General features: G+C 65.6%; 20 protein-coding genes. 8 read left to right on the top strand and 12 right to left on the bottom strand.

Annotated elements, in window-relative coordinates; all coding sequences use genetic code 11:
• Window positions 1–29: 29 nt before the first annotated feature.
• Complete coding sequence (gene eccB / locus MAB_RS19050) at window positions 30–1,511, bottom strand: type VII secretion protein EccB (protein ID WP_005077544.1); 1,482 nt, start codon at window positions 1,509–1,511, stop codon at window positions 30–32.
• A gap of 219 nt (window positions 1,512–1,730) precedes the next feature.
• Here eccB and eccE point away from each other — a divergent pair, with 219 nt between their 5' ends.
• The gene (gene eccE / locus MAB_RS19055) at window positions 1,731–3,365 is read left to right on the top strand and encodes a type VII secretion protein EccE (RefSeq protein ID WP_005094468.1); all 1,635 of its coding nucleotides are present in this window, start codon (window positions 1,731–1,733) and stop codon (window positions 3,363–3,365) included.
• A 10-nt stretch (window positions 3,366–3,375) separates the two neighbouring features.
• On the opposite strand, the gene MAB_RS19060 is transcribed toward eccE, so the two are convergent.
• A complete protein-coding gene (locus MAB_RS19060; RefSeq protein WP_005080565.1) occupies window positions 3,376–3,930 on the bottom strand; it encodes a CGNR zinc finger domain-containing protein in 555 nt (184 codons plus the stop codon).
• Window positions 3,931–4,002: 72 nt separating this feature from the next.
• Here MAB_RS19060 and MAB_RS19065 point away from each other — a divergent pair, with 72 nt between their 5' ends.
• From MAB_RS19065 to MAB_RS19085, 5 genes are all read left to right on the top strand, one after another.
• Window positions 4,003–5,055: an EamA family transporter gene (locus MAB_RS19065; RefSeq protein ID WP_005111996.1), complete on the top strand. Its 1,053-nt coding sequence runs from the start codon at window positions 4,003–4,005 to the stop codon at window positions 5,053–5,055.
• Window position 5,056: 1 nt separating this feature from the next.
• A complete protein-coding gene (locus MAB_RS19070) occupies window positions 5,057–5,707 on the top strand; it encodes a cutinase family protein (protein WP_005077548.1) in 651 nt (216 codons plus the stop codon).
• A gap of 10 nt (window positions 5,708–5,717) precedes the next feature.
• Entirely contained in the window at window positions 5,718–6,707 is a 990-nt protein-coding gene (locus MAB_RS19075; RefSeq protein WP_005111998.1) for an alpha/beta fold hydrolase, read from the top strand.
• 132 nt (window positions 6,708–6,839) lie between these two features.
• Window positions 6,840–7,391 carry a cutinase family protein gene (locus tag MAB_RS19080; RefSeq protein ID WP_005080558.1) on the top strand — a complete coding sequence of 184 codons (552 nt, stop codon included), beginning with the start codon at window positions 6,840–6,842 and terminating at the stop codon, window positions 7,389–7,391.
• Between the two features lie 42 nt (window positions 7,392–7,433).
• Window positions 7,434–8,147, top strand: coding sequence for a cutinase family protein (locus MAB_RS19085; RefSeq protein WP_005091579.1), 714 nt, complete (start codon window positions 7,434–7,436; stop codon window positions 8,145–8,147).
• Window positions 8,148–8,159: 12 nt separating this feature from the next.
• Here the strand turns inward: MAB_RS19085 and MAB_RS19090 are convergent, their stop codons facing one another.
• The 10 genes from MAB_RS19090 to MAB_RS19135 form a co-directional block, all read right to left on the bottom strand.
• Complete coding sequence (locus MAB_RS19090; RefSeq protein WP_005112000.1) at window positions 8,160–8,861, bottom strand: hypothetical protein; 702 nt, start codon at window positions 8,859–8,861, stop codon at window positions 8,160–8,162.
• 9 nt (window positions 8,862–8,870) lie between these two features.
• Window positions 8,871–9,755 (bottom strand): tRNA pseudouridine(38-40) synthase TruA, encoded by an 885-nt coding sequence (gene truA, locus MAB_RS19095; protein ID WP_005112002.1) that lies wholly within the window; start codon window positions 9,753–9,755, stop codon window positions 8,871–8,873.
• Window positions 9,756–9,758: 3 nt separating this feature from the next.
• A complete protein-coding gene (gene rplQ / locus MAB_RS19100; RefSeq protein WP_005112004.1) occupies window positions 9,759–10,304 on the bottom strand; it encodes a 50S ribosomal protein L17 in 546 nt (181 codons plus the stop codon).
• A 101-nt stretch (window positions 10,305–10,405) separates the two neighbouring features.
• The gene (locus MAB_RS19105; protein ID WP_005055961.1) at window positions 10,406–11,458 is read right to left on the bottom strand and encodes a DNA-directed RNA polymerase subunit alpha; all 1,053 of its coding nucleotides are present in this window, start codon (window positions 11,456–11,458) and stop codon (window positions 10,406–10,408) included.
• Between the two features lie 74 nt (window positions 11,459–11,532).
• Window positions 11,533–12,138, bottom strand: coding sequence for a 30S ribosomal protein S4 (rpsD, locus tag MAB_RS19110; RefSeq protein ID WP_005080548.1), 606 nt, complete (start codon window positions 12,136–12,138; stop codon window positions 11,533–11,535).
• A gap of 27 nt (window positions 12,139–12,165) precedes the next feature.
• Window positions 12,166–12,582 carry a 30S ribosomal protein S11 gene (gene rpsK, locus MAB_RS19115; protein WP_005055956.1) on the bottom strand — a complete coding sequence of 139 codons (417 nt, stop codon included), beginning with the start codon at window positions 12,580–12,582 and terminating at the stop codon, window positions 12,166–12,168.
• 6 nt (window positions 12,583–12,588) lie between these two features.
• Window positions 12,589–12,963: a 30S ribosomal protein S13 gene (gene rpsM / locus MAB_RS19120; RefSeq protein WP_005055954.1), complete on the bottom strand. Its 375-nt coding sequence runs from the start codon at window positions 12,961–12,963 to the stop codon at window positions 12,589–12,591.
• A gap of 171 nt (window positions 12,964–13,134) precedes the next feature.
• Window positions 13,135–13,248, bottom strand: a complete 114-nt coding sequence (gene rpmJ, locus MAB_RS19125) for a 50S ribosomal protein L36 (protein WP_003886927.1) — start codon at window positions 13,246–13,248, stop codon at window positions 13,135–13,137.
• Window positions 13,249–13,269: 21 nt separating this feature from the next.
• On the bottom strand, window positions 13,270–13,491 hold the full coding sequence (gene infA / locus MAB_RS19130; protein WP_003418601.1) for a translation initiation factor IF-1: 222 nt from the start codon (window positions 13,489–13,491) through the stop codon (window positions 13,270–13,272).
• A 204-nt stretch (window positions 13,492–13,695) separates the two neighbouring features.
• Window positions 13,696–14,979 carry an FAD-dependent oxidoreductase gene (locus MAB_RS19135; RefSeq protein WP_005112008.1) on the bottom strand — a complete coding sequence of 428 codons (1,284 nt, stop codon included), beginning with the start codon at window positions 14,977–14,979 and terminating at the stop codon, window positions 13,696–13,698.
• 138 nt (window positions 14,980–15,117) lie between these two features.
• Between MAB_RS19135 and MAB_RS19140 the strand changes: the two genes are divergently transcribed.
• Together MAB_RS19140 and MAB_RS19145 are read left to right on the top strand one after the other, a co-directional pair.
• Window positions 15,118–15,654: a hypothetical protein gene (locus MAB_RS19140; RefSeq protein WP_005112010.1), complete on the top strand. Its 537-nt coding sequence runs from the start codon at window positions 15,118–15,120 to the stop codon at window positions 15,652–15,654.
• Window positions 15,655–15,663: 9 nt separating this feature from the next.
• Window positions 15,664–17,208, top strand: coding sequence for a flotillin family protein (locus MAB_RS19145; RefSeq protein ID WP_012296689.1), 1,545 nt, complete (start codon window positions 15,664–15,666; stop codon window positions 17,206–17,208).
• Window positions 17,209–17,222 lie beyond the last annotated feature (14 nt).

Genomic DNA, 17,222 nt, shown 5'->3' on the forward strand with positions numbered 1-17,222 from the left:
CGTTCTGAACGGCTGTCAGGACCGGGCTGTCAGGACGGCGCCTGGGTGGCCGATGTCGACGGATTGATCGCCAAACCGGTCTTGTCCGGGGGCATTCCGTCATGGACGACGAGGGCGTCTTCCTTGCTCAGCCGGGGCCCGGGTGGCAGCAACCCGACGATGGGCCAGGGCGCTGGTACCGGTTCGACATTGAGCCCCAGGGCCTTTGCGGCCTCAAGGTTTCCGATACCGAAGCGCACGCCGGTATCGAGGATCAGGTACAGCGACTCCGCCCGGCCGGTGTCCCCGCCCAGACCGGTGGACCGCACGAATGCGCTACGGGCCGGCGGGATGTACGCGGTGTCGAGGTTGGGGCCTTCCTTGTCGGCCTGCGCCAACACCACCGGCACCTGATCGGTCTTCAGCGGCAACGAGCTACCCATCAAGAGCTTGGTGGAGGCATGCTCCTGGGTCTTCTCCTGGCCCGGCTTCCAGCTGCTGCACAGCACCGACTTTTCCGGGACATCCACGATCTTTCCCGCACGGTCCGGGAACGTTTGAACGGCAAGTAGATTGAGGCTGGGATGCCCCGCGATCACGTCTGGCGCGACGGTGACGATCTCCTGCGCACCCTGAGAATCCGAGAACCGGATCAAGTCCGCGGTCACCTCGTTGATGCGTTGCACACCGCCCGCGAGCACCACGTAGTACTCGGCGGAGTCGGCCCGGCTCATCTTGATGACCGACCCGACGCGAACCCCCGCGGTGGTGATGGGCGAGGCCGCCCCCGCATCGGGGATCGGCGGCGGCGCGATGGCCGGAACCTCGGGAATGGCGTTGAGCACATTCATCGAAATCGGCCGGGGTGTGACACCTTCCAGCCGCAGCGCACGGGTCACCGCGGGATTGGTCAGATCGACCGCGGCCCGCTTACCGTCGTACAGCAGATACATCTGGCTGTTCACGGTCACCAGCGCGTACCGATCCTTGGGCATCTCCTGGTTGCCGTTCTCCAGGGTGACCTTGCCCGCGATCACGGTGGTGGTGACGGTCGAGCTGGGCGGCGGCGTCGCGACATCGCACACCGTCCAGATGGTGTCGTCGCCGGTCAACGCGCCCGGAATCGAGGCCGGCGCGCCCGGTATCCCGACCAGCGGGCCGCGGCGTGCCTTGGCCAGCTCGGAGTCCTTGACCGGCTTCGGGTTCTCGTTGTTCCCGGAGATCAATCGCGCCGAAGCCAGGTTGAGCGCGGGATGCAGTGTGTCCTGGATCCGGACGTAGACCGCGCCGGTGTCCTTGCCCATGACGATGGGTTGATCACCCAGCGGCATATTCGGCCGGAAGAACGCCAAGATGGCGCACCCGGCGACCACAACGGTAGCCAGCACAATGCCGACCATCAGCGAGCTCGACTGCGACCGCATCGGGTCGTGGATCATTCGGACGTCGCGGCGAACCAGCGCGTGCTCCATGCGCCGCACCAGGAACCGGTACCCACTGACCTGCAGCCGGGTCGTCGGTTGTCGCGCCATCGTCCCCCCTCCAGGAAATACTGCGAAACTCGAATCTACGACCTAGCGATGCCTCCAGGCCGGCCCCCAGATCTTGTTAGATCCTACGTACCGGCCACACGGCCATGCAGCCTATTGCAATACTGGGCAACCACGATAGGTTGCGGGTGATGGCCGTAACGACCGACAAGGTTGTGAGGCGATATCCACCGCTGTCACGGTGGCAGAGAAGGGGGAAAGGTGACCTCGAGCGGGGCGGCTCCGGAACAGGTGCGTCGGGCGACGATGCCGATCCAGATCATGGTGATCTCGCAGTTGCTGGTTCTCGCCGCGGTGCTGATTTCCTTGCTGTTCGGCTGGCCATGGTGGGCCGCCCTCTTGATCGCGATCGTGTCACTGGCTCTCGTCCTGGGTCGCTGGGGTGGCCAGACCGTCAGGCATTGGGCAGTTACCGGATTCAAGTACCTGACGGGCCGCACCTATCGAAGCTCGGGCAGCATTGCCGACACCCCGAGCGGCCAGGACAGCTGGACGGGCACCCGTTGGGAAAACGGCAAACTCATCACGGTTCTGGAAATCAGCGCGACACAGCGCCATCCCTCGGTCATCACCCCGGACCACTGTGCCACCGACTCATTGGTGCCCTTGCGCGTGCTTCGGGAGTGCATGCATCAGAACGACATTGAGCTTGAAAGCATCGACGTCATCAGCAACGGCCAGCGCACGGCGCAGGGCACGGTCCTGCGCGGTGGCTACGACCGGCTGGTGGGGCCGCTGCCCGCCGTTGCCATTCGCACCGTGTGGGTGGTGCTGCGATTCGATCCGGGTGCGAACGTCGACGCGGTCTTCCGCCGCGGAGGCGGTAGGCGCGGGGCGGAAAGATGCGCCGTCATCGCCACGGCCCGAGTCCGGCGTGCCCTGGCGGCCGCCCATTGCGCCAGCACCATCTTGCAGGCCGGCCAGATTCACCGCATCAGCGCCGAAATGCTGCGGCAGTACGCGGGTGCACCCATGCATGAGGACTGGAGCGGCCTCACCCTGATCGATTCGTACAACGTGGCCATGGGAATTGATCCGTGGTACATCACCGACGCCACCCTGACGGGACTATGGGCCCGGCCCACGCTGGAAACCAGCGTGACGGTCCGGCTACGGCCCGCCGCCAAGGGGCGGACCTCGGTGGGCGCACTGGTGCGCTGGGCCACCGACGAACAACTACCGGTGCGCCATTCCACCGGAATGACCTCGCTCAACGGCAGCCAGCGCGATGCGTTCTTCGCCGGGCTTCCGGTGGGTGCGATCGGGCTGGAATATCTGACCCGCAGCATCGAGATGAGTAACGAGGAACTCGACGGTATCCACCTGCCCACCTCGGGCTGCGGGCAGCTGATCGGATCCGACATGTCGGGTCGCGCCATCGCGACACGGCTGTCCGGGCAAGGTGTGCACACCGTGGTGGTGCGCGCCGAACTCTACGTATGCCAGCAGGTGGTACTCCGGGCGGTCGCCATCGGGGCACTCGTTGTCGTCTATACCGACCGTCCACACATGTGGGATGTCATGGTGACCTCCATCGGCGACGCCAACCGCATTCAATTCGCCAGTGGCCCAGGGTTTATCGACCCTCGATGCACCCTGGCCGTGGTGGACGGCATGCAGCCGACCGCACTGCCGAGCAACTGCACCGCGCTGCACATCATCAGCAGTGAGTACGACGCGCTGCCGGCGCGACCCGACGTGATCATCGACCAGCCCAACGGATATGGCGATCACATCCTGCTGACCGCCGGCGGTGAGACCATCCAGGTCCGCCTCGTGACAGTGAGCGATGAGCTCGCCTACCTGGGCCGCCCGATACAGGCCTTCGCGCAGTAGCGCTTTCGCACTAGGCCTCGTCGCGCAGACGCTCGCGATAGGCGGCCACGTGCTGCCTGTTGCCGCAGTTTCCGGTGTCACAGAACATTCGGGACCTGTTGCGTGACAGATCAACCAGGACCGCATCGCAATCCGGGGCAGCACAGGTCTTCAACCGCCGCTGTTCCCCGGTACGCACCAAATCGGCAAATACCATGGCGGTCTCGGCACCCAGGCGGTCAGCCAGTGGCGCATCGCTGGCGGCCATGTGCAAGTGCCAGTCGGGTTCCTCGACATGCCGGGTCAGCCACGGCGACGCATGGGTGTCGGCAAGCAGGGCGTTGACCTGCCGGACCACGTACTCCTCGTCATTGATACGCGCCCAGATATCGCCCAGCCGGGCCCGCAAGGCCTTGACGGCCTCCAGTTCGGCGTCATCCCCGTCGCGCCGGCCCGTCCAGCCATACCGGTCCAGCAGCGGCGGCAACGCCGCCACGTCCGGGAGTAACTCCCGGTCATTGCGGCCGGTGTTGATCAGCTCGGCCGCCGACCGCAAACCTTGCTCCGTGTCATGAGTAAAAAGCATTTGACACCTGACACCCTTCGCCCTTACCGTCATGACCGTATCCAATTTTACTCATGACATGCGGGAGGTGCGATGAACGACAAGGCCAATTTCCGGGCCGGCGTGATTCTCGCCCTCGTGTCCGCCGCCACCTTCGGGTTCTCCGGGCCGTTCGCCAAATCGCTCATGGCGGCGGGGTGGTCCCTCACCGCCGTGGTCACCGCCCGCCTCGCGACCGGCGCCGCCGTCATGGTCGTGGCCGCCTGCATCGCGGCACCCGGATGGTTCTCCGAGGCCCGACGCCACGCCAAAGTTGTTGTGCTTTATGGAATCATTCCCGTCGCCGGCGCGCAGTTCTGCTACTTCGGCGCGGTCCGGCATATGTCGGTCGGGGTCGCGATGCTCCTGGAATTCCTGAGCCCCATCCTGGTGATCGCCTGGACGTGGATGATCACGCGGCACCGTCCCCACACTCGGGTACTTGCCGGCGCAACCCTCGCCTTGTCGGGAATGCTGTTGGTGCTCAACATCTTCAGCGGGGGACGCGTGGAGCCCGTGGGAATCGCCTGGGGCCTGGGGGCAGCGGTATGTGCCGCCTATTACTTCATCTCCTCACACCGGGCGGGCGGCAAGGCCGAAGAACTGCAACCCATCACGCTGGCAACGAGCGGGCTGCTCGTCGGAGCCGTCGCGGTGGGCGGCTTCGGGCTCACCGGGATCATGCCACTGACCTTCTCCACCCAGGATGTGCATGTCGCCGGCTGGAATACGCCGGTATACGTACCCATCCTCGTTCTCGGCGTGGTGACCACCGCGATCGCCTACATCACCGGTATCGCCGCCATCACCCGGCTCAGACCGAGCTACGCCTCATTGATAGCCCTTACCGAGGTGCTGTGCGCGGTGATCGCGGGGTGGGTACTCCTCGGAGAGACCATCGCGCCCATCCAGTACGCCGGGGCCGCAGTCATTCTCGCGGGGCTGATGTTGGCGCACCGAGGTTCGGATACACCCGGAGAGCCCGAATCCAGCGGAGCTGGACTCACGGCTTCGCTACCTGCGGGATTGAAATCACATGGCGATGACAGCGAATTATCCGTAACCTCAGTATGTGACGCTACAACCGAATCCACGCCCAGCCAGTAAATTGCTCACCGCCGCCGCCCGCGCGGCGGTTGTTTCGGTTGCGGCCATCATGTTGACCACCGGACTGGCGGTCGTCATCCCCGCCACCGCATCGGCGGCCTGCCCCAACGTCGAGGTGTCCTTCGCGCGCGGCCGCAGCCAGCCCCCCGGACTGGGCAATATCGGGGACGCGTTCGTCAGCGCCTTGCGCAACCGGGTGAAGAACCTCAGCGTGTACGCGGTGCGCTATGACGCCAACACCGACGTGGGTGGCGGCGCCAACGACCTGAGCGCGCACCTGCAGCAGACCGCCAACAACTGTCCCGACACCAAGCTGGTCGTCGGTGGCTACTCGCTGGGCGCGGGCGTTGTCGACACCGCGCTGGGAGTGCCCGGGCCCGTACAAATCGGCAACCTCTTCTCCTTCGACAACCCGGTACCGCCCGAGGTGGGCGACCACATCCGCGCGATCGTGACATTCGGCAACATCGTGAATCGCTTTGCCCCCGTGCAGAGTCTGGCCGGCGCCTATGGCGACCGAGTGCTGGATCTGTGCAACGACGGCGATCCCGTCTGCATGGACGGAAACCAGGACACCTGGAAGTCCCACACCTCGTACCCGCCGGCGCTGATCAACCAGGCTGCGGACTTCGCGGCCGCCCGGGTCAACTAGCCTCGCCCGGGTGACTGTTTCTCAGATCACCCACCGTCAGCTGTCGGTCAATGGAATCGACATGCACATCGCCGAGCAGGGCGAGGGACCTGCGGTGGTGCTGTGCCATGGCTTTCCCGGCCTCTGGTACACCTGGCGTCACCAACTGGCCGCGCTCTCGGCGGCCGGGTATCGGGCCATCGCACCGGATATGCGCGGCTACGGGCGCACGACGGCGCCGCGCGATGCCGCCGCATACGACCGTGGCACCACCGTCGGCGATCTAGTCGGCCTGCTGGACGCCCTGGAACTGCGCAAAGCGGTGTTCTGCGGGCACGATTTCGGGGCACATCTGGTCTGGGACATGCCCGCTTGGGCGGCGGACCGGGTCCTCGCGCTTATCCAGCTGTCGGTGCCCCGAACCCGCCGGCTACCGGTCAAACCAAGTGTGGGTTTCAACTACCTTGCCTCGCAGCACTTCACGCACCTGGAATACTTTCAGGAACCCGGCCTCGCCGAGCTCGAACTGGACGCGCAGCCAAAGGCGTTCCTGGCCGCGCTGTTCCATGCTCTCAGCGGCGCCAACCGCTATCTGGATTGCTGGGATCATCCGGCTCGGGTAAATGGGAAGCGCAACGGGTATCTGGACGTCCTTCCGAACCCCCCTGCCTTGCCGTGGAACTGGCTTTCCGAGCCGGATCTCGACTACTACGCGGCAGAATTCGCGCGGACGGGATTCACCGGCGGCCTCAATTGGTATCGGGCAGAAGATCTGGTGTGGGCGCAGAACGAAGATCTGCACGACCGGCCCGTCGAAGTACCGGTCGCCTTCATCGCCGGTGCCGCCGACCCGGTCCTGGAGATGCTGGGCCGCGACCCGATGACCGCCATGAGCGACCTGGTGCCGGGCCTGCGATCGGCCCTGATCGTCGAGGGCGCCGGACATTTCGTCCAGATGGAGCGCCCGGACGTGGTCAATCACGCGATGGTCGAGTTCCTCGACTCACTTCCGGGCAGGTGAGAATGCCCATACCGCACCGATATGACAACTAGGTTGACTTACCCGTAGCATTCGCCTGTGACGACGCACAGTGCTGTTTTACCTGCAACCTCGTACGTCCGGCGGCCCGGATATCTGCTTGCCGCCCTCCTGATGTTCGCCAGCCTGGTGGCCATGTCGCAGCCGGTACCCGCGGCCGCCGATCCGTGTGCGGCCGTGGACGTCTCCTTTGCCCGAGGGCGGGACGAACCGGTTGGTCTCGGCCGGGTGGGTGATGCGTTCGTCGGTGCCCTCCAAAACCGAGTCAGCAACATGAACGTCTACCCCGTGAACTACAGCGCGGGCCTGCTCTCCACCGGGGAAGGCGCCGACGATCTTCGCAACCACCTCAGCGAGGTCGCGTCATCCTGCCCCAACACCAAGTTCGTGATCGGTGGCTACTCGATGGGCGCCACCGTAGTGGACGATGTCGCGGGCAACCCTCCGCCGGATGTCGCCAGCCGCATCAGGGGCATCGCGACATTCGGGAACATCGACCGCCGCGGTGGCGGCATGACCGGCCCGCTGGCCGGGCGGTGGATCGACCAGTGCAACCCCGGCGACCCCGTGTGTCAGGAGGGCGGTCGCTCCTGGACCGCGCACACAAGCTACGAACAGACCAACCTGCCCGCGCAAGCGGCGTCTTTCGTGGCAGGCAAGCTCTAGAGAAAGCACGCACGGGAACCTGTGGACCCGTAACATCGTGCTGTGACCACGCATCAGCGGGGCACGAGGGTCGGCGTTGTCCTGAGTAGTTTTGTCGTCCTGACGGTGTTGGTGCTGTCTGCGGCCAGTGTTGTCGGGCCTGTCAGTGCGGTCCCCCGCGCGTCGGCGGATCCGTGTTCGGATGTCGATGTCTCTTTCGCGCGGGGACGCAAGGAGCCGGTCGGTTTGGGACGGGTCGGCGATGAATTCGTCGACTCCCTGACACCGCGCGTCCAGGCGACCGGCGCGACCATGAACGTCTACCCCGTCAACTACGACGCAGGCATCTTCTCGGCCGGTGGTGGGGCCAATGATCTGAGCAATCACCTGCAATCGGTCGCGGCGAGTTGCCCGCGGACCAAGCTCGTCATCGGCGGGTACTCCATGGGTGCGGAGGTAATCGACACCATCATCGGTGTTCCGAACGTGGGCATCGGGTTCAACCGCCCACTGCCGCCCACCGTGGGCGATCGCATCGTGGCGATCGCGACATTCGGCAACGCCACCCACCGAACCGGTGGGCCACTGAGCGGTATTGCCGGCGTATTCGGCTCGCGTGCAATCGATCTCTGCAACCAGGGAGATCCGATCTGCATGGCCGGGCCCAACAACAGCTGGGATGCGCACACGTCGTATGAGCGCACCGGGCTGCCCGCCGAGGCGGCGGCGTTCGTCGCCTCGAAACTGAACCGGCACGGTGAAAGCGAAGCCGAATAGCAGTCGCGCCGACTACCTCGCGGCGGCGACCTTATCGATCGAGGCCGTCACCAATTGATCGAACAGCGGACGATCCGGCGCATCGCCTCCCAGGGTCCTCATCCTCACCCATACGGCGTGCCCGGCCACACTCGCGTACGCGGTGTAGGCGTCCTGTTTCACCAGCACTCCGGGAACCTGTTCGTGGACGACTACCAGCTCGTCAGCCTTCGACCGCACGCCATCCAGCACGGTGTACGTGGTCTCGATCGAGGTACCGCCGTGCGTCTCGCGCACGGTCTTGCACGTGTCGAGGAATGTCCGCAGTTGCGCGACAGCAGGTCGCTGCGCCACCACAGCCTCGTTGAAATACCCACGGCCTGCTTCACCGACCACGACGCCCAACTTCGACGCGTCCACCGGCGCCGATGGTTCGAACATCGATGGCAACCGGCATTCGGCGGGGGTGAATGTCGCACCCTCATCGGCCGAGCCGGTGAGCTGGTCCAGAATCACCTGCTTCTCATCTGCTTCGATGGGCGTCACCGTCAGCCCCGGCGGCAGCTCCGCGGCGGTGAGCACCAGGTTCTGCACGGGCTTGGCCGGCGCAACCGCCCGAGTTTCAGACGAGCTGCCGATGCTCGGCGGAATCTCCGTTGTCGATCCGCCCCCGCACCCGGCAACGCACATCGCGCCCGCGACAGCGACCGCCCCGATCCAACGAACGTTCCTCATGCCGAAAGGCTAGCCGGACGGTCTGATACGCACGTCACGGGTGATCATCACCCGGGCCGCCATCTGGTCGTCCGGCGGATAATCAACCCCGACCAGGGTCAGCCCACGCGCCGGGGCCGCCGCGAAATCACTTGAGCGCCTTTCTTTATTCAGCAGGTCGACGCACCACTGCACCGGCCGCCTACCCTCCCCCACAGCCAGTACCGCGCCCACCAGCGAGCGCACCATGGACCAGCAGAAGGCGTCGGCGCTCACGTACGCGGTCAGTCGCTGCCCATCCACGCCCCAGTCGAAGCGCTGCAGCTCACGGATGGTCGTGGCGCCCTCGCGGTGGCGGCAGAAAGCCGCGAAATCGCGCAACCCCAACAAGTTCCGTGAGGCCTCGTTCATCGCATCGACATCCAGCGGACGATGCCAACCCACGACATCGTGACGCGCCAGTGGCAGCACCCCAAAAGATGCCGTGGACAACCGGTACTCATAATGCCGCCGCAGCGCCGAGAAACGCGCATCGAAATGTGCCGGAGCGCGCGAGATATCGAGCACGCGTACATCGCTGGGCAGGAAGCGTGACAGCCGCCGAACCAGCCTGTCGAATTCCGGTGCGCCCGCGGGGCGGTAGCGGCCGCGCAACCCGGGTAGGCAGGCGACCGGAACATCCAGGTGGGCAACCTGGCCCGTCGCGTGCACACCCGCGTCGGTACGTCCCGCGGCATAGAGCTGGACCGAATCACCCACGATGGTCGTGAATGCCTCGCCCAGCACCCCGGCGACCGTGCGCTGGTTTACCTGAGTGGCCCATCCCGCGAAATCGGTTCCGTCATAGGCGATATCGAGCCGCAAACGAACCAGCCCGCCATCAGGGATGGCGGGCTGGTCGTGAGATGTGACCAAAGGTCAGTCCTTCTTGTCTGCGTCCTCAGCCGCATCGGCGGTGTCTGCCGCGCCTTCGACCTCGGCGGCCGCGTCGTCGGCGGTATCGGCCTCGACCTCGACGACCTCTTCCACCTTCGCCTCTTCCGCGGGTGCTTCGGCCTTCTTCGTGGAGGCGACCCGGCGAGCGCGGTCGGCCTCGGAGGTAACCGTCTTCTCCTTCACCAGCTCGATGATCGCCATGGGCGCGTTGTCGCCCTTGCGGTTCTCGACCTTGATGATGCGGGTGTAGCCACCGTTGCGATCTGCGTAGAACGGGCCGATCTCCTCGAAGAGGGCGTGCACGACGTCCTTATCGCGGATCTTCTTGAGCACCTCGCGCCGGTTGTGCAGATCGCCCTTCTTGGCGTGGGTGATCAGCTTCTCGGCGTAGGGCCGCAATACGCGGGCCTTGGTCTCGGTGGTCTTGATCCGGCCGTGCTCGAAGAGCGCGGTGGCCAGGTTGGCCAGGATCGCCTTCTGGTGCGAAGACGACCCACCGAGGCGGGCACCCTTAGTGGGCTTGGGCATTGCGACTATCTCCTATTCGGGGCCGGCCCCCGTATCAGGTAGGGCCGGGACGGATCCGGGCGGGCCCCCGTATCAGGTAGGGGCGGGTCCGAATTGTTCTGTTAGAGCTGTTCGGTTTCGGCGAAGTCCTGATCGCCGTCGAAGTCATACGAGCCGGTGTCCGACCAGGTGCCGGTGGCGACGTCGTATCCAGCGACCTCTGAGGGATCAAAGCTGGTCGGGCTGTCCTTGAGCGACAGACCCAGCTGGTGCAGCTTGATTTTCACTTCGTCGATGGACTTCTGGCCGAAGTTGCGGATGTCCAGCAGGTCCGATTCGGTGCGGGCGACCAGCTCGCCGACGGTGTGCACACCCTCGCGCTTGAGGCAGTTGTACGAGCGGACGGTCAGGTCCAGATCCTCAATGGGCAGTGCGAACGAGGCGATGTGGTCGGCCTCGGCCGGTGACGGCCCGATCTCGATACCCTCGGCCTCGACGTTGAGCTCTCGTGCCAGACCGAACAGCTCGACCAGCGTCTTGCCGGCCGACGCCAGCGCGTCGCGTGGGCTGATCGAGTTCTTGGTCTCGACATCCAGCACCAGCTTGTCGAAGTCGGTGCGCTGCTCGACACGGGTGGCCTCAACGTTGTAGGTCACCTTGAGCACCGGCGAGTAGATGGAATCGACGGGGATACGACCGATCTCGGCACCCGAGGCCTTGTTCTGCACGGCCGGGACGTAACCGCGACCACGCTCGACAACGAGCTCGATCTCCAGCTTGCCCTTGTCGTTCAGCGTCGCGATGTGCATATCGGGGTTGTGCACGGTCACACCGGCGGGCGGCACGATGTCACCGGCGGTGACGGCACCCGGGCCCTGCTTGCGCAGGTACATGGTGACCGGCTCGTCCTCCTCCGAGGACACCACGAGGCTCTTGAGGTTCAGGATGATGTCGGTGACGTCTTCCTTCACCCCGGGAACGGTGGTGAACTCGTGCAGCACACCGTCGATACGGATGCTGGTGACGGCCGCGCCCGGGATGGACGACAACAGGGTGCGCCGCAGCGAGTTGCCCAGGGTGTAGCCGAATCCCGGCTCCAGGGGCTCGATGACGAAGCGCGACCGGTTCTCGGCCAGCGTCTCCTCGGACAGGGTGGGTCGCTGAGAAATCAGCATTCTTTTCTATCTCCTTCTCGGCACCCGCTATTTGATGCCGGTCAGTGGGCTTGTAGCAGGATCGCTACAAGCGGTTACTTCGAGTAGAACTCGACGATCAGCTGCTCGGCCAGCGGCACGTCGATCTGTGCACGCTCGGGGAGCTGGTGCACCAGGATGCGCTGACGCTCGCCGACCACCTGCAGCCAGCCCGGGATGGGGCGCTCGCCCGCGGTCTCGCGTGCGACCTCGAACGGCAGGGTGTTCAGCGACTTCGGCTTGATGTCGATGATGTCGTACTGCGACACCCGGTAGCTGGGCACATCGACCTTCACGTTGTTGACGGTGAAGTGGCCGTGGCTGACGAGCTGGCGGGCCATCCGGCGGGTCCGTGCCAGGCCGGCGCGGTACACCACGTTGTCGAGACGGCTTTCCAGGATCTGCAGCAGCTGCTCACCGGTCTTACCCGAGGAACGCACGGCCTCGGCGTAGTAACGACGGAACTGCTTCTCCATGACGCCGTAGGTGAAGCGAGCCTTCTGCTTCTCCTGCAGCTGCTGGCGGTATTCGCTCTCCTTGATCCGCGCGCGACCGTGCTGGCCGGGAGGGTAGGGACGCTTCTCGTACGCGCTGGAGCCACCGACCAGGTCGACACCCAGACGACGGGACTTGCGAGTGACGGGTCCGGTATAACGAGCCATTTTCTAAATCTTCCTCTCGACCCAGTCCTAGACCCGCCGCCGCTTGGGCGGACGGCAACCGTTGTGCGGCTGCGGAGTGACATCGGAAATCGCGCCCACCTCGAGGCCGGCGGCCTGCAGCGAGCGGATGGCGGTCTCGCGGCCGGAGCCGGGACCCTTGACGAACACGTCGACCTTCTTGACGCCGTGCTCCTGCGCCTTGCGGGCAGCGTTCTCGGCGGCCAGCTGCGCGGCGAACGGGGTCGACTTGCGCGAACCCTTGAAGCCGACGTGACCGGAGGACGCCCAGGAGATCACGTTGCCCTGGGGGTCGGTGATCGAGACGATCGTGTTGTTGAAGGTGCTCTTGATGTGAGCGGCGCCGTGCGGGACGTTCTTCTTTTCCCGGCGACGGGTCTTCTGTGCCTTCTTGGGCCCTGCGGCCCCTGGTTTCTTCGGTGCCATTGGGGGTTACCTGGCCTTCTTCTTGCCGGCGATGGTGCGCTTGGGTCCCTTGCGGGTGCGCGCATTGGTCTTGGTCCGCTGACCGCGCACCGGCAGGCCACGGCGGTGGCGCAGGCCCTGGTAGCAGCCGATCTCGATCTTGCGGCGAATGTCGGCCTGGACCTCGCGGCGCAGGTCACCCTCCACCTTGAGAGTGGCTTCGATGTATTCACGCAGCTGTGTCACCTGATCATCGGTCAGGTCCTTGCTGCGTTGCTCGGGGCTGATGCCCGTGGCGGCCAGGATCTCCTTGGAGCGGGTCCGGCCAATGCCATAGATATAGGTGAGCGCGATTTCCATACGCTTATCGCGCGGTAGGTCGACGCCTACTAGACGTGCCATGCGGCAGTTCCTCTTTCATTCAACGAAGGTCTGTTCCCAGTCCGCCCCCTCTAGGTTGGGGCCCCGGCCTCCGTTCCGGGGGTGGTCCGATTTCTCGGTAGCCGGCGTGTCCGACTATTGGAGCTGGGAGGTCATCATTCAGTTATGTAGCGGGCTTGGCCTGACGGCTTGTTAGCCCTGCCGCTGCTTGTGGCGGGGGTCCTGGCAGATCACCATGACCCGCCCGTGCCGGCGAATAACGCGGCACTTGTCGCAGATCGGCTTGACGCTCGGGTTGACCTTCACGTTCCCAATCCTGTTCTTCTGTTACTTGTACCGGTAAACGATCCGACCGCGGGACAGGTCGTAGGGAGACAACTCCACCACCACCCTGTCCTCAGGCAGGATGCGGATGTAGTGCTGCCGCATCTTGCCGCTGATGTGAGCGAGTACCTTGTGTCCGTTCTCCAGCTCAATGCGAAACATCGCATTGGGCAGGGGCTCGACCACCCGGCCCTCGACCTCGATGGCTCCGTCTTTCTTAGCCATATCCTCCGCGATTCTGATTGCCTGCTCCGGCTGTCGCCGGCTTGACGCAGCAAACTTAACCGACCCTTGAACGTGAGCCGGTGACAGGAAAATCCAGGACTGGGCACACAGATAGTCGGCACGTAAGCCGCACCGTTGGTCAAGGATACCCGCGTAGCGCCGCCAAACCAAACCGGCGAAGGGACCGCCGCTGCACCGGGCGCCTCAGGACCAGGTGACTCCCGACCTGCTGATATGTGGAATCGCCGTCGGTCGCACCAGACCCGCCGTCAACCAGGCGCCCGCGATCCAGACATGCGGTGCGGATTTGGCGGCCATGGTCCTTCTGGCCCGCATCGACACGTCCGACCCGTCGAGTACCCGTTGGGCACGGACGGACAGCATCCGGTTGCGCACTCCCGAGCGGCGCCGTTCGCGGGCGCTGCGGTTGATCGCCAGCCATGCCGCGGCCAGATCGCTGGGCTCGCTCAACGCTTCCGCGATGGCCTCGGCGGCCACGATCGCGTCCGCCACGCCCGAGTTGAGGCTGCGCCCGCCCAGCGGAGCGAACTGGTGGGCGGCTTCACCCGCCAGCAGCACACGCCGGTTGACGTCGGTATAGCTGGCGGCCACGCCCTGGATCGTCTGATGCACCTCGACCGACCTGATGTGGTCGGCATACCACTGGTCGCGGGTAAGTGCGGTGACCCAGGAACGCACCTGTTCGGTGGTCGGCGGCGCCTCGTCCTTGGGCAGGAATTGGACGTCGAGACGCAGACCATCGGGGTACGGCAGCCGAATGGCGTGCCGTCCGCCGAGATCAGGGTGGTGATACTGGATCTGCACGGGCAGATCGACCGTCGTGCCGTCGGGGTGTGGTTCGACATCGATGACCACGCATGACGGGGACGGCGGCCGCTCCGACATGCCGATGCGAAGCGCCTGACGAATGGCCGACTTGGTTCCGTCGGCGGCAATGACGTAGCTCGCGCGCACGCGTTCACCGCTGGCGAGCATGAGCCGCGCTCCGGTGTGGTCGGTACTGATGTCGGTAACGGCGGTCCCGGGGTGGTACTCCACGCCCAGCTCCAGCGCCTCGGTCAGCGTCTCGTCCTCAATGGTGCGCTGCGACAAGCTCATTCCCCAGGCCGCGGGGTTCCACGGGCCGGGAATCCGCGACGGCGCGTACGAGGACATGACGAAGACCGGCCTGCCCTGGTAGAAGGTCTGTACGCCGTGGACGGCAAGCGCTGATTCGCGCAGCCGCTTGCCCAGCCCGGGTGCCACCCGGTCATAGCGCCGCAGCGTCGAGTGCCCGACGAAGGTCGCGCAGTTGCGGTGCCGCTGCCGTTCTTTCGAGCCTGCCGCCTCCAGCACAACCACACGAATCCCCTGGCGGGCCAGCACGGTGGCGGCGAGCAACCCGACGGGACCGCCGCCGACGATCACGACGGCGTCGTCGGTGATGTCCCGGCGCGCATCGGCCGAAACTGCCGCGAGGTGAGCCACCCTATGACGGTACCGCGCCAGGTCAATCGGGCGCCTGTTCAGACCGGCAGACCGTAGCCAGCGGGACCGATTCGTGGTACCTATGTCGGTAATGGCGAGCATCGCCAGCAGCAACGGGGACATTGGGGAGGGGGCCGAGTGGACGGACTGATGGTCGGGTACCTCGCGGCCTTCGCGGTCGGGGGAATCGCGGTCCTCTCGGCACTGCTACTCACCGATATCGGGCACGGCGACGGGATGCCGTTTCTGAGCCTGACCTCCCTTTCTGCCGCGTTGACGGGTGCGGGGGCGGGCGGATTCGCAGCTTCGGCCCTGGGTGTCGCCGCGCTGCCGACGGCAATCATCGCGGCCGTCTGCGCGGTTGCGCTGGTGTCGGTCCTGCAACTTTTCCTGACGTATCTACGAGGCCAGCAAGCGAACTCTCACTCGGGGCGCGCGTCCTATATCGGACGACTGGGCACGGTGACCCTGGAATTGCCGGCCGGGGGCGGCTGGGGCGAAGTCGCGTTCACCGACGCCGACGGCAACCGGGTGCGCTCACGCGCGATCACCGACGAGCCCGCCGGGCTGGCCAAGAACGCCCCGGTCTACATCGCCGATGTGGACTCCGAATACCTGCACGTCGTCAGCATTCCCGACGCATCACCGGATGCGTCCGCCCCTTCCAACCAATAAGGAGCCCGCATGAGCTCGCTTGTCATCATCGTCATCATCGCCATCGCGGCGCTGGTGCTCTTCGTGGCGCTACCGCTCATCTACGTGCGCAACTACGTCAAGGTGCCGCCGAATGAGGTCGCGGTGTTCACCGGGCGCGGGCAGCCCAAGGTGGTGCGCGGCGGTGCGCGGTTCAAAATGCCGGGCATCGAGCGGGTGGACATCATGTCCCTGGAACCGTTCAACGTGAACATCAACTTGCAGAACGCGTTGTACAACAACGGTGTTCCGGTCAACGTCGAGGCCGTCGGGCTGGTACGCATCGGCTCCAACGACGAGGCCGTACAGACCGCAGTGCAACGCTTCCTGACCTCGGATCTATCGGAATTGCAGCGACAGATCAACGAGATCCTGGCGGGCAGCTTGCGCGGTATCACCGCGACCATGACCGTCGAGGATCTGAACTCCAACCGCGATTCGCTGGCCCGCAGCGTGGTCGAGGAGGCCGGCGGCGACCTCGCCCGGATCGGTATGGAGGTCGACGTGCTGAAGATCGCGGGCATCTCCGACCGCAACGGATACCTGGAATCGCTCGGTCAGCGCCGAATCGCGGAGGTGCGCCGGGACGCGACGGTCGGCACCGCCGAGGCCGAGCGGGACGCGCAGATCCAGTCCGCACAGGCTCGTCAGGCCGGCGCCATCGCCCAGGCCGAGGCCGATACCGCCATCGCCACCGCGACCCAGAAGCGCGATGTGGAGCTGGCCAGGCTGCGCGCGCAGACCGAGGCCGAGAACGCGCAGGCAGACCAGGCCGGTCCGCTCGCCCAGGCCCGCGCGGAAAAGGATGTGGGTATCGCACGCGAGCAGGCTGAGGCCGCGCGCGTGCAGGCTCGCACCGAGGTGGAACAGCGCCGCACCGAACAGGCCCAGGCCGCGCTGCAGGCCGACGTCATCGCGCCCGCCGAGGCCCGTCGTCAGGCCGACATCGCGATCGCCGAGGGCGCCCGTCAGGCCGCCATCCTCAAGGCCCAGTCCGATGCCGAGGCCGAGAGGCAGAAGGGCGCGGCCGAAGCCGATGCGCGTAAGGCGGCCGCCGACGCGTTCCGGGTGGAACAGCAGGCCGCTGCCGACGGCGCCAAGGCCAAGCTCATCGCGGAGGCCGACGGTACGAAGGCCAAGCTGCTCGCCGACGCCGAGGGCATCAAGGCCAAGCTGCTGGCCGAGGCCGACGGTAAGAAGGAAGTGGCCGCCGCGCTCAACGCCTACACGCCGGAAGCCGCGCGGCTGCTCACCCTGCCGGACATCCTCAATTCGGTGGTGCAGGCCACCGAGGCCGCCTCGAAACCGATCGGTGAGATCGAAAATCTGTCCATCATCGGCGGCGCGGGCGATGCCCAGGACGCGCTGGGCACCCTCTTCGGGGTAAGTCCGCAGGCCGTTGCGAAAGTAATTGAGAGTTTGCGGGTTTCGGGTATCGACGTGCCCGATCTCCTCAAGCGCACCCAACAGGCCGACGCACCCGCGTCCCCGGCCCCCGCGCCCGCGGTCCATCCGGAAGGATGGGTGCAGGAATAGCGACACCTCTGGCG

It is taken from the genome of Mycobacteroides abscessus ATCC 19977 (assembly GCF_000069185.1).
GTDB classification, from domain to species: domain Bacteria; phylum Actinomycetota; class Actinomycetes; order Mycobacteriales; family Mycobacteriaceae; genus Mycobacterium; species Mycobacterium abscessus.

What these genes read in the sequence shown, in the direction of transcription:
- eccB (WP_005077544.1), bottom strand. Translation starts at nt 1,511, where the DNA reads ATGGCGCGACAACCGACGACCCGGCTGCAGGTCAGTGGGTACCGGTTC.
- MAB_RS19060 (WP_005080565.1), bottom strand. Translation starts at nt 3,930, where the DNA reads ATGCTTTTTACTCATGACACGGAGCAAGGTTTGCGGTCGGCGGCCGAG.
- MAB_RS19065 (WP_005111996.1), top strand. Translation starts at nt 4,003, where the DNA reads ATGAACGACAAGGCCAATTTCCGGGCCGGCGTGATTCTCGCCCTCGTG.
- MAB_RS19080 (WP_005080558.1), top strand. Translation starts at nt 6,840, where the DNA reads ATGTTCGCCAGCCTGGTGGCCATGTCGCAGCCGGTACCCGCGGCCGCC.
- MAB_RS19090 (WP_005112000.1), bottom strand. Translation starts at nt 8,861, where the DNA reads ATGAGGAACGTTCGTTGGATCGGGGCGGTCGCTGTCGCGGGCGCGATG.
- rplQ (WP_005112004.1), bottom strand. Translation starts at nt 10,304, where the DNA reads ATGCCCAAGCCCACTAAGGGTGCCCGCCTCGGTGGGTCGTCTTCGCAC.
- MAB_RS19105 (WP_005055961.1), bottom strand. Translation starts at nt 11,458, where the DNA reads ATGCTGATTTCTCAGCGACCCACCCTGTCCGAGGAGACGCTGGCCGAG.
- rpsD (WP_005080548.1), bottom strand. Translation starts at nt 12,138, where the DNA reads ATGGCTCGTTATACCGGACCCGTCACTCGCAAGTCCCGTCGTCTGGGT.
- rpsK (WP_005055956.1), bottom strand. Translation starts at nt 12,582, where the DNA reads ATGGCACCGAAGAAACCAGGGGCCGCAGGGCCCAAGAAGGCACAGAAG.
- rpsM (WP_005055954.1), bottom strand. Translation starts at nt 12,963, where the DNA reads ATGGCACGTCTAGTAGGCGTCGACCTACCGCGCGATAAGCGTATGGAA.
- infA (WP_003418601.1), bottom strand. Translation starts at nt 13,491, where the DNA reads ATGGCTAAGAAAGACGGAGCCATCGAGGTCGAGGGCCGGGTGGTCGAG.
- MAB_RS19145 (WP_012296689.1), top strand. Translation starts at nt 15,664, where the DNA reads ATGAGCTCGCTTGTCATCATCGTCATCATCGCCATCGCGGCGCTGGTG.